General features: G+C 42.4%; 18 protein-coding genes. 1 reads left to right on the forward strand and 17 read right to left on the reverse strand.

Going from position 1 to position 12,998, the window contains the following annotated elements; translation table 11 throughout:
• Window positions 1-117: 117 nt before the first annotated feature.
• The 3 genes from MH215_RS06915 to MH215_RS06925 all read right to left on the reverse strand — a co-directional run bounded on the left by MH215_RS06915 (window position 118) and on the right by MH215_RS06925 (window position 2,546).
• Window positions 118-462 (reverse strand): DUF3243 domain-containing protein, encoded by a 345-nt coding sequence (locus MH215_RS06915; RefSeq protein WP_056700985.1) that lies wholly within the window; start codon window positions 460-462, stop codon window positions 118-120.
• Window positions 463-558: 96 nt separating this feature from the next.
• The gene (locus tag MH215_RS06920; RefSeq protein ID WP_239289326.1) at window positions 559-1,104 is read right to left on the reverse strand and encodes an MFS transporter; all 546 of its coding nucleotides are present in this window, start codon (window positions 1,102-1,104) and stop codon (window positions 559-561) included.
• The gene (locus tag MH215_RS06925) at window positions 1,101-2,546 is read right to left on the reverse strand and encodes an FAD-binding protein (protein WP_239289327.1); all 1,446 of its coding nucleotides are present in this window, start codon (window positions 2,544-2,546) and stop codon (window positions 1,101-1,103) included. The genes MH215_RS06920 and MH215_RS06925 overlap by 4 nt, the downstream gene beginning before the upstream one ends.
• Before the next feature lie 123 nt (window positions 2,547-2,669).
• On the opposite strand from MH215_RS06925, the gene MH215_RS06930 reads away from it, so the two are divergent.
• Window positions 2,670-2,861 carry a hypothetical protein gene (locus MH215_RS06930; RefSeq protein WP_239289328.1) on the forward strand — a complete coding sequence of 64 codons (192 nt, stop codon included), beginning with the start codon at window positions 2,670-2,672 and terminating at the stop codon, window positions 2,859-2,861.
• Between the two features lie 125 nt (window positions 2,862-2,986).
• On the opposite strand, the gene MH215_RS06935 is transcribed toward MH215_RS06930, so the two are convergent.
• The 14 genes from MH215_RS06935 to MH215_RS07000 form a co-directional block, all read right to left on the reverse strand.
• Complete coding sequence (locus MH215_RS06935) at window positions 2,987-3,916, reverse strand: NAD(P)/FAD-dependent oxidoreductase (RefSeq protein ID WP_239289329.1); 930 nt, start codon at window positions 3,914-3,916, stop codon at window positions 2,987-2,989.
• 173 nt (window positions 3,917-4,089) lie between these two features.
• Window positions 4,090-5,724, reverse strand: coding sequence for an S-layer homology domain-containing protein (locus tag MH215_RS06940; RefSeq protein WP_239289330.1), 1,635 nt, complete (start codon window positions 5,722-5,724; stop codon window positions 4,090-4,092).
• A gap of 116 nt (window positions 5,725-5,840) precedes the next feature.
• Window positions 5,841-6,443, reverse strand: coding sequence for a nitroreductase family protein (locus MH215_RS06945; RefSeq protein WP_128101566.1), 603 nt, complete (start codon window positions 6,441-6,443; stop codon window positions 5,841-5,843).
• Window positions 6,444-6,611: 168 nt separating this feature from the next.
• Window positions 6,612-6,851, reverse strand: coding sequence for a hypothetical protein (locus MH215_RS06950; protein ID WP_145048276.1), 240 nt, complete (start codon window positions 6,849-6,851; stop codon window positions 6,612-6,614).
• Window positions 6,852-7,050: 199 nt separating this feature from the next.
• Window positions 7,051-7,902, reverse strand: coding sequence for an AraC family transcriptional regulator (locus tag MH215_RS06955; protein WP_239289331.1), 852 nt, complete (start codon window positions 7,900-7,902; stop codon window positions 7,051-7,053).
• Between the two features lie 147 nt (window positions 7,903-8,049).
• Window positions 8,050-8,598 carry a glutathione peroxidase gene (locus tag MH215_RS06960; protein WP_239289332.1) on the reverse strand — a complete coding sequence of 183 codons (549 nt, stop codon included), beginning with the start codon at window positions 8,596-8,598 and terminating at the stop codon, window positions 8,050-8,052.
• A gap of 153 nt (window positions 8,599-8,751) precedes the next feature.
• Window positions 8,752-9,243: an NUDIX hydrolase gene (locus MH215_RS06965; protein ID WP_239289333.1), complete on the reverse strand. Its 492-nt coding sequence runs from the start codon at window positions 9,241-9,243 to the stop codon at window positions 8,752-8,754.
• The gene (locus tag MH215_RS06970) at window positions 9,233-9,706 is read right to left on the reverse strand and encodes a GNAT family N-acetyltransferase (RefSeq protein WP_239289334.1); all 474 of its coding nucleotides are present in this window, start codon (window positions 9,704-9,706) and stop codon (window positions 9,233-9,235) included. The genes MH215_RS06965 and MH215_RS06970 overlap by 11 nt, the downstream gene beginning before the upstream one ends.
• 36 nt (window positions 9,707-9,742) lie before the next feature.
• On the reverse strand, window positions 9,743-10,267 hold the full coding sequence (locus MH215_RS06975; RefSeq protein ID WP_343224531.1) for a GNAT family N-acetyltransferase: 525 nt from the start codon (window positions 10,265-10,267) through the stop codon (window positions 9,743-9,745).
• A complete protein-coding gene (locus MH215_RS06980; protein WP_239289336.1) occupies window positions 10,264-10,767 on the reverse strand; it encodes a DUF6886 family protein in 504 nt (167 codons plus the stop codon). Before MH215_RS06980 ends, MH215_RS06975 begins: the two co-directional genes overlap by 4 nt.
• Window positions 10,768-10,769: 2 nt before the next feature.
• Window positions 10,770-11,324, reverse strand: coding sequence for a GNAT family N-acetyltransferase (locus MH215_RS06985; protein ID WP_239289338.1), 555 nt, complete (start codon window positions 11,322-11,324; stop codon window positions 10,770-10,772).
• A gap of 19 nt (window positions 11,325-11,343) precedes the next feature.
• Entirely contained in the window at window positions 11,344-11,673 is a 330-nt protein-coding gene (locus MH215_RS06990) for a hypothetical protein (RefSeq protein ID WP_239289339.1), read from the reverse strand.
• Window positions 11,666-12,208, reverse strand: coding sequence for a P-loop NTPase family protein (locus MH215_RS06995; protein WP_239289340.1), 543 nt, complete (start codon window positions 12,206-12,208; stop codon window positions 11,666-11,668). The genes MH215_RS06990 and MH215_RS06995 overlap by 8 nt, the downstream gene beginning before the upstream one ends.
• 86 nt (window positions 12,209-12,294) lie before the next feature.
• On the reverse strand, window positions 12,295-12,987 hold the full coding sequence (locus MH215_RS07000; RefSeq protein WP_239289341.1) for a hypothetical protein: 693 nt from the start codon (window positions 12,985-12,987) through the stop codon (window positions 12,295-12,297).
• Between the last annotated feature and the right edge of the window lie 11 nt (window positions 12,988-12,998).

A 12,998-nucleotide genomic window follows, 5' to 3' on the forward strand; every position in this document is an offset into this window, starting at 1 on the left:
AACGTTACCACTGCTCTCCTTAACTACGATAATGACGGACAACACTGAGATTAGAAATAAAGTAATAATAATGAAAGAACCTTGGATGTTCTCATCCAAGGTCTCTATTGTTATCGACTATTGTGCACGCTGCGCTAACCGGACGAGCATATGAGCAAGCAAGTGACGTTCTTCTTCCTTGCCCACATTCCATAGCTCCTGCAGCAATTTCTCTTCCCGGTTACGCGGCTCTTCCTTCGCAGCCAGATAATCGGCTACTTTCTCAGCGATTTTGGCCATTTGTTCTTCACCTAGTCCGATGGACTCTCCAACGGCAATACGTTTACCAAGGTATTCTTTAAAGGCATCAAAGTTTTCTAAAATGTTATCCCTCTGTTCGGAAGGAATTTTGTTGATTGCACCTTCTACTTGTTCTGTAGCGACCTGCCCATCTTTATGAATAACATGGTTGTTTTCAGTCATTCGGAATTCCTCCTTGAGCGTGATTAATATAACTACTTATAATATAAACCTCTGCTCAAAGATTAATCAGCCAGTGCTACATGCTACTTTTTACCATCATTTCGTTTCCACTGAAGATGTGGATCTCTCCACAGCCCATGCCCCTCCTACGTATAACGCTGCGCTCAGATAAAATAGTACATCAATCGTGAGCCAATCAATCAGCACTCCTCCCAAAATGACAGCAAAGCCTGAAGCCGCCGATGTCCAAAAATGATAGTTCCCCATAGCCTGTCCACGCTGACCCGGTAAGGTATTATCCGCTAGTAGTGTACGCTCACTCATACGTTGCATTGCATTACACAAGCCCATGACCATCTGTAATATCAATACCCATATATACGACAGGACCCATGGAAAAGCGATCATGGCAACCGCCATACCTAGTGAACTAACGATAAGCCATTGCTTCGCATGTTGATCTAAACGAGGTGCGAGCCATTGGGAAGCTGCTGCAGAGCTGATCGTAAAGATGGCAAAGGCTAGACCGTATTTCGAGAAGCTATTGCCTAGATTTTTGAGGAAAAGTAAATAATACGGGTAGATCATACCTGATGCCAGGGTGACGATGCTCTGTGAGCGGACAAGCCATTGAATACTCATTTACGTTCCCCCCCATACTGCTCCATAAAATAATTCATAAAACGGTGCTCAGGATCATATCGTTCTTTGGCCGCAAAAAAAGTCTGCTTATGCTTATATGCTTGTTCGAATTGTTCTGATGTGGCATAAGCCTCATAAGGCAAATAATATGTACCGTTGTGCGCAATAGCTGCATCAATGATCCGCTGAAGACCAGATTTGAACGTAGTCTGTTCTTCCTCCGATAAAGAAGCGTGAAAAAGACAGACAAGCCCAAACATATCCTGTGTCGCATACGAAAGCATAGCCTCTTCATCCTGTTTCACATAACGTACCGTTATATTGAGCAAATCCAGCTCTTGTTCGGATACAATCTTCCCCATCTCTTGCACAAAGGCTGGAAATTCATCAATCGGGATAAAATATTCTTGAAGCAGGTCATTGCTTCCAGGCTGATGATAATCCATAAATGCGGACGGAGAAGCCATTGCATTATTGCGGCTAATCCGCTGGCCATCCTGAGACTCAAAATAACGTTGCTGTAATTGCCAGAACCCGTCCTTTGCCCACGGAAATTCTCGGTTTAGATTAAACAGGATTTTGGCTGGTAATACACCCTGCTCTCGCTTGGCAAGAAGATTGTAATCATTCAAGTCACCTGCAGAATCTAAAGCGTAATTGATGGCATACATATTCTGAAAATAGCCTTCACCCGGTATCAACGAAATGCGTGCCAGATGCATCCGCATACTCGAATCCCCTAAGATGTCTTTACGGAAGTACGACGGATAATCTTCGACGAGAACCTGATCCGTCGTCAAATGATACAATTCATCATCGGTTAACGTTAACGTGACGTCTAGTATTACACCAAACAACCCATATCCACCTAATGCCAAAGAAAACAGTTCGGCATTATGCGTACGACTGACTTCACGAATCTGCCCCTCTGCTGTTAGCAGCCGAAAGGATTCAACACTCTCCATTAATGTTCCGTTACGGAGTTCACGTCCATGTGCATTTACACTAATCGAGCCACCGACCGTAAATATATTTTGGGACTGCATACTTTTCACAGATAGTCCATAGGGATTAATCGCCCGTTGTACATCTGCCCAGGTAGCTCCCGCCTGTACTGTCATTTTCTTCGCATCAGGCAGAATCTCAAGTACCCGATTATACGATGTCATATCAATTACAATTCCATCCTCGTAGTAAGTATGGCCTCCTTGACTATGTCGTTGCCCGGCAATCGATACGGTCAAATTATGCCTTTTGGCGTCCTGTAGCAGCTTAATTAGCTGCTCTTCCTCTTGTCCTGGTACAATACGCTCCACCTTTACAGGATGCAGACGACTATAATCAGTGATTAGATAAGGATCTTGATCACTTCCACTCGTTCTCCAGTAAGACCAAATACATAACACCGCCAGTAATAGGAGCATCACACCTTTTTTGACCACTTACACTCGATCCCTCCGTTTACCACGTTTCAAATGAAACGAATTGGTTAATCGTTTACATATAGATTACAACAATTGCAGATGTTAGGTATACCTTGTACTTCATATCAGAAGGAGGAACAAATGATGAGTGAGTCAAAAAAAGATAAAACGAATAAAAATCTCAAACCCGGTGTAAACACCATCTTACACCCAGACCAAGATAATCCGGGGCCAACGGACATGATTGAGAATGCTGTTGGGGACATTGTAGACAATATAGCTCACCCCAAAAAGAATTCCAAAAAAGAACAAATTGATAAAAAAGATTCATAACACTGGCTACAGAATCAAAAAAGTCCTTCTACCCTATTCAGGGTAAAAGGACTTTTTCTTCTTGATTATTTTGCGATATCGACTAGAGAATTTTGTGATATCGATTACAGATAATTTATACCTGATTAGATCTGGCTTACTTTTGATTCCTTAGCAATACGCTGCAATTCCTTGTGAATCCAGATCGCCGCAATGGCGCCTTCTCCCATCGCTACTGTCGCTTGTTCGGCGTGCACACCGAGATCCCCTGCAATCCAAACATTCGGAGCTGCTATCATTGTACGTGGGTCAGCTTTCACATGTCTATTGTCAGCAATCTCTGCACCCAATTGCTCTGCTAATTCATAGTGTACCCGGTTGCCTCCAAAAGCGATAAAACCCCGCTCAGATTCAAACATCTGACCGTCCTCCGTCAAGATTCCTGTAATATAACCATCTTCTGATTGCTGCACTTCCTGCACAGTGGCTTCCAGATAACGAATTCCCTCTTCCTTCATTCTACGATGAAGCTCAGCCGAGATTTGCTTATGTTCATGATTCACATATAACAGATCACTGGTTCGTTCAATTAATACTAGTGCCATATTCGCACCAGCTTCTCCAGAACCTAATAAGACGGTCTTACGATCTTGTATCTCATAGCCATCACAATCTGGGCACACATACACCGTCTTGCCAAGTGTTGGGTTTAACCCCTCAATTTCCGGTATTCGATCAGAAAGTCCAGTGGCTAGTAGAACGGTGCTCGTTTCGACAGTCATCCCATTATCACTGGTAAGCTGAATACGTTCCCCTTTCCGCTTAGCTTCGATCACACGACCCTTTTGAAATTCAACTCCGGTTCGTTCTGCCTGCATTCTACCTTTGGCACGTAACTCTTCTCCAGAAACGCCGTCAGGATAACCAAGAATATTGTGATAGGTTCGGCACAGGGTGGATCGTCCTTCTCCCGCATCAATTACAAGCACACGATGTGAGCTATAGCGTCCCAGCTGGATAGCTGCCTGAAGCCCTGCAATTCCTCCGCCTACAATAATGCAATCATAATTCTGCATGCTCTCTCTCCTCCAATGCTATCATCTTCTATTCTTCTATGTGTAGTTTCATAAAACCCTTATATACATTAAACCAACTACACTAACTCAAACGCCTACCTATAGTTTGTTCCAAAGCAAACAACCCAAACCGTCCGCGAGTAACTCGGTTCATTTGGGTTGAATTTAGATGTTTAAAATACATATAACTCAAAGCGATTAGCATTTGAAATGGCGTTCCACACATCTGAGGTTTCTCCACCCATATACCAGTACGCTAAACCAGCAATATTCCTTGCTGTGCTCATCCTCACTTTGGCAGTTAAAGAACGGCTATCTTCTGCCCAGATATATCGTGGAATACCGCTACTTGAATAACCAATAACATACTGTGCCAGACTAGCATTCCATTGTCTCACAGAGCCTTGGGCCTTGGCTCGCATGCCTTGCTCCCCAAGCGTAATATCCCATGAACTTGTAGACGGGTTCCGTGATGACCAATCCCGTGTGTAGAGCGGGAGTGCCAATATTACTTTGGAGCGTACAACGTCAGTAAGCATGGTCTCTAATCCTTGTTCTACCCATGGCAGCGATGCAACCGAACCAGCAATGGGGTCACCATTCCAATGCTCTTCATATCCCATCAGTACCATGTAATCAGATACTGCCCCTAACCTAGCGTAATCAAATGCCGCTGTCCAATCGGTTCCAAGATTAGGGGACACATCCACAGATATAACAGCACCTTCAGCATGTAGAGATGTGGCCAGGGATGTGACAAATGAAGTCAACCCCTCTCGGTCAGCAGGCTGTACATTTTCAAAATCCACATTAATGCCATGTAAATCATATTTTTTCACATAAGCAACCACCTGGGATATCACATTGGCTCGATTCGTAGCGCTAGATAACATCTGATGGGTTAGTGTCGGATTCGAACGGTTCCCCAGAAGAGGCCACACCTCCCGCCCCGTAGAACTTGCCCATGTTAACAATGTCGAATCGGTATGGTCAGTCACCTGCATACTGCTATTCAGGAAGAACCATCGCGGCACGAGTGTGTTCACTTCCGATTGTTGCACCTGTTGCTTAAATTCTGCTGTCGTTGAATCATATTGCCAACCAAGTTGAATCCCCAGTTGATCTGGTGTTTGCAGCTGCTCAGACCATGCTTTATTCTGCAGAATCGCATCAAGCATAACTGCCGCTTCTTCTCTAGTCACCTGATCGTGTGGTCGGAAGTATCCATCACTACCTCGCATTAAACCTAATTGATAGACTGCTTGAACATAAGGTTTGGCCCAACTTGATATAAGAGATGCATCTGCATAAGTATAAGGAAGTAGTCCTGTAGAGCCTGCCTGTTGTTTCAGCATTCTTACGAGTAGTGTTGCTGCTTCCTCTCTCGTAATGTTGGCATTAGGTTGAAATATCCCCTGACCCTTCCCTTCCATAATATTAAGGTTTGTCATCGCAGAGATATTGCCATAATACCAAGCATTTGAACTCGTATCCTGATAGGGATTCAGATTGTTTTTCACTGGTTTCAATCCCAGTACTCTAACCGCAAAAGTGGCAAACTCAGCTCGGGTCACTGCTTTCTTAGGCTCAAAAGTACGGTCGTTGGTACCCGCGGCGATTCCCTTATTTACTAGATTCATAATAGCAACACGAGCATAACTATTGCTGATGTCTTGAAATTGCTGTGTAGCGCTCGCAGCTTGAGCCACGTTAGTGTTGTAACTCGTCACCGAGCCAAGTAGAACCACTCCACTTAATACCAGCTTAAATATCTGTTTATAGGTTAATTTCTTTCTTCCATTTATCACATTAAAAAGCCTCGCTTCATTGGAGTACGATCATAGATCATCGTACCAAATTGAAGCGAGGCCGTATGTGGTTAAATGTTGGGAATTGGATTGAAAGCAACTAAAAGTAATGTAGCTTATTTGTGTACTTTTACACGCTCTTCAATCGGTTGGAATTCCTTCTCACCTGGTGTAGCTGTCGGTTTACCAAATGGCATCTGAGCAATCAGTCTCCAGTTTTCTGGAATATTCCACTCTTGTTTAACTTTCTCATCGATCAGTGGATTGTAGTGTTGCAGAGAAGCGCCCAATCCTTCTTGTTCCAATGCTGTCCAGATCACCAGTTGCAACATACCATTGGATTGGTTAGCCCAGATTGGGAAGTTATCCGCATAAGCTGCAAAGTTCTGTTGAAGTTGTGCGATTACATTGTTGTCTTCGAAGAACAGAACCGTACCATAACCGCTACGGAATCCTGCCATTTTCTCAGCTGTAGATTTGAATGCTTCTTCGTTACCTACAACCTCACGCAAAATTTCTTCTGTGTGATTCCACAATTTATCATGTTGCTCGCCCAGCAATACCACTGCGCGGGATGTTTGTGAGTTGAATGAAGTTGGCGTGTATTTCACCGCTTCTTCTACGATCTCTTGGATTTTAGCATCCGAGATAGTGGATTCTTTACTGATTCCATAATAAGATCTTCTGTTTTTCAATGCGTCAAAGAAAGTTGTAGACATTACATATTCGCCTCCTAAATTTGTCATTCATTATACCAACATTAGTAACTATAATATAGTAACAAACATTAGTCAATAAACTATTTTATTTTCACTAAATATACAAACGCTGTTATCCCTCATTACAATACAATGCATACTCTCCGAGCTATGACATCCATCAAAACCTTACGATTTCCGATAATCTGCGCGGTATTTTTCCTCTGTGGACGAATTGCTCTTCGTCTGATCCTTGCGTTTCTCTTCCTGCTTCTCCATATTCAGATCCTCCATCGGAATCGGATCTACCGTCTGTTCCTCTTCATATTTATCGAACAAACTTTCCTTCTCGGTGGCATACTGCTCTGGATGGTCTCTCGTGTATTTCTGTTTCGATGATGTAGTATCGCCCACTTTGTTGTTTTCCATTCTAAACGCCTCCTTCGAATTGAGATGCTGATCTTCTCTTTATCCTTTCTTTACCTTTTCTGCTTGTCTTCTAAACAAAAGGAGTGGCGTATCTGCAGCTTTGTATCGATATCACAAAAAGGCCGACCAACATATGCTGACCGACCTTAATCCAATGTAATGATTCAATTTTGAAAAATGACTTGTATCTTCTTTACAATCACTGATGTAGACGAGTGCGGTACAGATCCGGACCACAGCCAACACTTTGTTTGAAGATACGACTAAAATGAGACAAGCGCTTGAACCCTGACAGACGGGCAGCTTCGGTTACACTAATGCCGGGTTGAAATTGAAATAATACCTTCGCCTGGTTGATTCGCCGATCGTACAGATATTTAAAGATCGTACTGCCTGTCGTTTCCTTGAACAAACCCGCCATATATGGCTTCGATAAATGAAGCTCATTCGCCAGATCATCTAGACTAATATCATGCATATAATGCATGTCTACATATCGAATGATGTGTTGGACATGTCGTTCTTTATCCGAGGAAGGGCGATGCTCTTCCAGGTTGCCCTGACAGATACCAGCAATAACATATAAAAGTTCACACAATCGAACGTTCAACCGTTCCTGTACGAACGAGCCTGTATGCAATGAAAGTTGATGAAGCTGCAATAACAATTGTTCAAACTCTGATCGCACTTCTCCTTTTAGATTAATTCGGCAATTCCCTAATTGTTCAAAAGGCTGGAGCACTTCATCCATTCGATCCGGATGTAGATGGCTACGAACTGCTGAAGGATCGAAGTGCAGCGTCGTTCGTTCATAGCGCTTACCCGCAATGGGGTGGGGTCTGTGGAGCGTCATGCCATGCATTAGAACTAAGTCTCCCGGCGCTAGCACATAGACACGATCTCCAATGATGTATGTGCACTCCCCAGCATGAAAATAATAGATCTCATACTGAGCGTGCGCATGGAATCCATCCGACTTCCCCACGTTAAATAAACTGGTGGAGCGATAACTATATTCAAGCGGATTCGTAAATTGCATCATTCGTGGCATCAATAATACCTCCTGTTGGAGAGAGGTTTTGGTTCCTTACAGCGAACAGAAGCCATGAACACATATAATGAATACGTTACGTGTCATGGCCTCTATGGAACAGCATGTACTACAAACTAATGATAACGCACTCTGCCCCTTGTCCAGTTACAGAAGTTGCTCAATGCTAGTCTGGATATCAGCTATGGAATCAATCGGCTCAAAACGTTTAACAACACGTCCCTCGCTATCAATCAGGAATTTAGTGAAATTCCATTTGATCGCATCTCCATGTAGCCACTCTGGAGCCTTATCCGAAACCATTAGCTTCAGCAACTTCGCCTGCACATCTGTCTCATCAAAACCTGCAAATGGCCCCGACTTTTTGAGAAAGTCATACAATGGATGAGCCGCTTCACCATTCACGTCCATTTTGGAGAACATCGGGAACTTCACACCATAATTAATCTGACAGAAGGATTCTGCTTCTGCACTACTTCCCGGCTCTTGTTCTGCAAACTGATTGCAAGGAAAACCGATAATTTGTAAACCCTGATCTTTATACTGATCAAACAGCTTCTGCATATCATCAAACTGATGGGTATACTTACATTTGCTTGCCGTATTTACGATCAACACAGGCTTACCCTCATATTGATAGAGCGGGAATCGTTCCCCACTCGTTTTGGTCACAGTAAAATCATAGATGGTTGGCATGTGTGTGGTGCTCCTCGCGATTGATAGTATATGTATGTTGGAATACAGTTTCATTATATATGAAACCCATTCACTTGTGTTGGTTAAATATCATATGATACACCGTTAGCCTTTGTCGAAATTGCAGTTAACACGTATTTGTATATGATCTGGTTAATTCCTTATTGAGCGACTTCTATAATGTTCAACTGGATTCCTTGGTTCTGAGGTACCCGATAACAGTAAATCTAACAACCCATCGGGGACAAGTTTCCCTTGTGCATGCGACGTAAGTGATGAGAGTTCACGGATCGATTTCCATACCGCTTTGAACGAAGTAACCCCTTCTACGCCTTGAATTTCGTTGGTGTTGTACAAACTTCGATCGACCAATTCAGCTTCATATATAAAATCAATTTCATGACCTACATCATCTAAGTATGCAAAAATATTCTCAATGACACACAGCAACTTCGGCTCTTCGATCTCCGCATCTATTTCTTCCTGTACTTCTCGGATAATTGTATCTTTGCTGTTCTCACCATACTCTACGGTTCCCCCAATGGGTCTGTAGAAGGTTTGCTTAACAACTGGATCAACGATTTCCTGAACTAAAATGTAATCCCCTTTACGAATTAGACATAGCGAAACTGTTCTAATCACCATATCCATTCACCTCAAATGAGTAGCTCAAAATGATGTCTCCATTGTCTTCAAACTCACCTGTTTCTTGAAATCCGCACTGCTTGTATAAGCGATTAGCTACCGTATTGTGAGGCACATGCGACACTCTAATTTGTCTACAATCCGTTCTATCTTTCAATTGATTAATAAGTTGCTTGATCGCACTTCTCCCATAACCCCGACCCTGATATTTCTCGTCAATCATCAACCGCAAGATCCAGTAGTATCCATCTGAATACACTTCGTTGTCAAATAGGACAAACCCGACCATAAGATCATCTGCATAGATTCCGTGAGGTATTGAAGTAACCTCCTTCAGCGCATGCACAAGGGAATCAGCGTTAGTAGCAACGAGTGATAATTGATCTTCTCGCGGTTTGAGAGCTATACAAGCTAATTCATTTTCTCTCGTAATACGTTGTAATGTGATTTGGGGCGAGTCCATAACATTCACCTGTCCCTTTTTTATTAGATTTGTGCGCTACGAAGTAACTGCTGCTTCTTTCTTGGTCAACGTATAATAGAGTAGATTGTCAACAAGCTCATCATGTTTATGAAAATGTATCTTTTGCAGGAGTCTAATGGATTGAGCATTTGCTTGCTCCACCGTAGCCTCAATGTAATCAACTTTCATGTGATCAAAGCCGATTTTCACGACCTCGGTCAGCGCTTCATGCATTAGACCTTGACCCCAATAGGATGCAGTCAAATCGAAGCCAATTTCCGCTTTGGCAGGCTGCCCCTGATCCCAACAATGGAACCCACATGTGCCTACAAACTCATGGTTAAGCTTAAGAAACAGACCATATCTACAACCTGAATCTGCGATATGAAATTGGATGATCTCTTCTGCTTCAGTAAGGCTCACACAAGGCTCAATATCCATGAATTGAGTAACGCTTGCATCCGAGAAATGTTGGAACACCGCTTGAGCGTCCGATATTGTCAGCTCTCTAAGAACTAATCGATCCGTTTCAATCATTGGAAAAGTGACGATCGTAATCACTCCTTCGCATTTCTCATTCGAATCATCGAAAATTGTACATTCGACTCCAGCACTTTTTGTTTCAAAGGCATCAGTGAAGGCATGACTCTGAACTCGATGCCCTCTTTTAAAATTGCACCGATTAAATCATCCATGCGTTCCACAGCGATTGGTCGAACTGTACATTTCGAAGTGTAATAACCTGCATTTTCGTTTTCTAGCTCAAAATGCTCAGGATTGAAAGTATATCTATAGATGTGTCCTTCGCGCACCCGGTCATACCAATCCGATTCAATCGCAATCATACGTTTGGTAGAAGTTACTCCAAATCCCCGAGCTAAGATAGGTTCTTCCGCATCTTCCTTAGACCATACACACACTCTGGGGCACTCTCTTGGGAAATAGTAATGTACAGCATGATACGCATCAATCGTCCACACTTTCGCATCCGTCTGATTATAAATCGTTCTTGGTTCAAATAATGTAATATCCGATTCTTCGCTAAAATGATAAAGCTTCATATTCATCTCCTTTCGGTCAAATACTCCTCTTGAAGTAAACCATAATATGCGAGATCCTCATACGCATCTCCCTTTCTAACATGTTGCCTTAAGCATCCTTCAAATTTCATGCCCAATTTCTCCATCACTTTACCTGAAGCTGGATTCTTACCTAGGTGACGAGCGTACACACGCTTTAACTTTAATTCGTCAAACGCATACGCCATCATGCCTCTGGCCGCTTCTGTACAATAACCATTATTCATAAATGGAACACCAATCCAATACGCCAGTTCACCGTGATTAAACTTAGTATGGAGCGCTATAGTTATTGCACCCATTAGATATGATTCCTCTTTGTGTACAATAGCTAATGTAACTGATTTTCCTTCAATAAATTGATTATCATGTGTGCGAATCCATTCCTCAGCCATACCATTCTCATACGGATGAGGGATATAGAGTGTCATTTCCGCGATGTAAGGATCCCCTGCTAACTGTTGAACGGAATCTGCATCATGCAGTTGGAACGGACGTAATAACAGCCGCTCAAGTGTTACCGTGGGTAAGTTACGCATACCGGAACCTCCTAATCTATCATTTTTTCTTCATCATATATTGTTCATACAACAACTTATAATGCTTGAAGCTGGCAAAGGTGCTGCTTAAATGATCAATCTGATTCCAAAAATTCTCTTCATTAAAATCGGCTAAATCATTAATCAATGCATCGCCTAAGTTGTGATAAGCATTGCTAATATGGAAAATTTCCTGTGTCTGTTGTACTACATTTGTCGTTAACGACTGCTGTATTCCCTCTTCTGCTCGGGGTTGTTCGTCCCATACAATTGATCCAGAAAGCTGTCTGATGTCCAGCAATGCTTGAAATAAAATACTCTTATATGCCTTTACTTTTAGATCATCCATGCGTAACTCCTTCACTGTCTTCTACTACTCTTTCTTCACTTCGAAACAGCTTATCATTTAATGCCTCACTATTCGTCACCCTCGTAACTTTATGACTGTAAAGATTCAACTTCGCTGCAAACACTGGTCTATCATGTTCAAAGTCACTTGTCCATGTATACATCATTTTTAGCATGCCTATATCCGGTTTATAATCGCAATGCTCCAGACCCAGGTTTTGTTTGATATACCGAGTCAAAATTCGAACTTTCCGCTTCCATAGGGGAGGATCGAGAAATATAATTGTGTCTGCCATATCCAATAAACAACTATATGACTCCCTGTGTACTCCTTCAAAAATCCAATCTCCGCTACGATCGATATTGTAAATAACTTCAACTTGTTCCTCAGGTGTACGCTTGTTTCTTCCATCTAACGTGTGATGATGAACAATGTTGTCTAATTCATACCAAGGAATACCGAGTTGATTCGATAAACGTTTCGCCAGAGTTGTTTTGCCACTAGCTACAATGCCAATAATGAAGATTTTTCTCATAGCCGATCCCCCAAATTTTAGTCCAATACAGTCCATTCTCCACCATACGCCGCAAACATATTTGGGGTCAACAAAATCATCCCTCTTCATAAATATCCGTTCATTCCTCCAAATATCCGACCTAACACGTTAAAATAAATGATGATACAGGATAGGATGATAGCCAAAGTTAGGATTAAAACTCTATTCTTTCTACTCTTTGGAACGAGTAATAGTAATACAGCGACCATTATCAGATAGATTCCCATTAGAAATGGAGTTAAATAGTAGTGGGTGTGAATAGGGAGATATGCGTAACGCAATTGATATCCCTCAGACAATATAACTGTGATCGGAAGAGAAGCAATAATGGTTGAAAATAAACCATGACCACGCCCATACCACATCAGATAGGCACATAGCGGAGTAATCAACATACAAATTCCCCAGAATAGCATTTCCCTTGCTGGAAAGAAGTGTAGGATCCATACGGTATAAACATAATACACCGTAAGCATAGAGCCGAAGAATGATAATGCTTTAAGGGCTGCCACGCGAGGGGAATAGCTGAACACCGATAACAGCGTTGCTACGAATACCCATATGCCAAGACGTCCACCGATATCGTCAAATATCGGATTGATTCCTGGTGCATCAACAAGCTTGGCTGCTAAACCCATAATGACAGCCAACAGGATTGTGTACAGAATAGAAACGACTTTTTGCCTAGTTGTTGCTGGTTTCACTGCTCTAATTGGATTCAATAGACTGTTAATGAGTACTTCACCGCCTTCTTCCAACTCATTATCTT

The organism is Paenibacillus sp. ACRSA (assembly GCF_022346845.1).
In the GTDB taxonomy this organism is placed as follows: domain Bacteria; phylum Bacillota; class Bacilli; order Paenibacillales; family Paenibacillaceae; genus Paenibacillus.

Excerpts from the sequence above, each read along its gene's own strand:
- MH215_RS06970 (WP_239289334.1), bottom strand. The coding sequence starts at position 9,706 with ATGGACTCGCCCCAAATCACATTACAACGTATTACGAGAGAAAATGAA.
- MH215_RS06935 (WP_239289329.1), bottom strand. The coding sequence starts at position 3,916 with ATGCAGAATTATGATTGCATTATTGTAGGCGGAGGAATTGCAGGGCTT.
- MH215_RS06915 (WP_056700985.1), bottom strand. The coding sequence starts at position 462 with ATGACTGAAAACAACCATGTTATTCATAAAGATGGGCAGGTCGCTACA.
- MH215_RS06965 (WP_239289333.1), bottom strand. The coding sequence starts at position 9,243 with ATGGTGATTAGAACAGTTTCGCTATGTCTAATTCGTAAAGGGGATTAC.
- MH215_RS06960 (WP_239289332.1), bottom strand. The coding sequence starts at position 8,598 with ATGCCAACCATCTATGATTTTACTGTGACCAAAACGAGTGGGGAACGA.
- MH215_RS06995 (WP_239289340.1), bottom strand. The coding sequence starts at position 12,208 with ATGAGAAAAATCTTCATTATTGGCATTGTAGCTAGTGGCAAAACAACT.
- MH215_RS06930 (WP_239289328.1), top strand. The coding sequence starts at position 2,670 with ATGATGAGTGAGTCAAAAAAAGATAAAACGAATAAAAATCTCAAACCC.
- MH215_RS06950 (WP_145048276.1), bottom strand. The coding sequence starts at position 6,851 with ATGGAAAACAACAAAGTGGGCGATACTACATCATCGAAACAGAAATAC.
- MH215_RS06985 (WP_239289338.1), bottom strand. The coding sequence starts at position 11,324 with ATGCGTAACTTACCCACGGTAACACTTGAGCGGCTGTTATTACGTCCG.
- MH215_RS06980 (WP_239289336.1), bottom strand. The coding sequence starts at position 10,767 with ATGAAGCTTTATCATTTTAGCGAAGAATCGGATATTACATTATTTGAA.
- MH215_RS06920 (WP_239289326.1), bottom strand. The coding sequence starts at position 1,104 with ATGAGTATTCAATGGCTTGTCCGCTCACAGAGCATCGTCACCCTGGCA.
- MH215_RS06945 (WP_128101566.1), bottom strand. The coding sequence starts at position 6,443 with ATGTCTACAACTTTCTTTGACGCATTGAAAAACAGAAGATCTTATTAT.
- MH215_RS06990 (WP_239289339.1), bottom strand. The coding sequence starts at position 11,673 with ATGGATGATCTAAAAGTAAAGGCATATAAGAGTATTTTATTTCAAGCA.
- MH215_RS06955 (WP_239289331.1), bottom strand. The coding sequence starts at position 7,902 with ATGCCACGAATGATGCAATTTACGAATCCGCTTGAATATAGTTATCGC.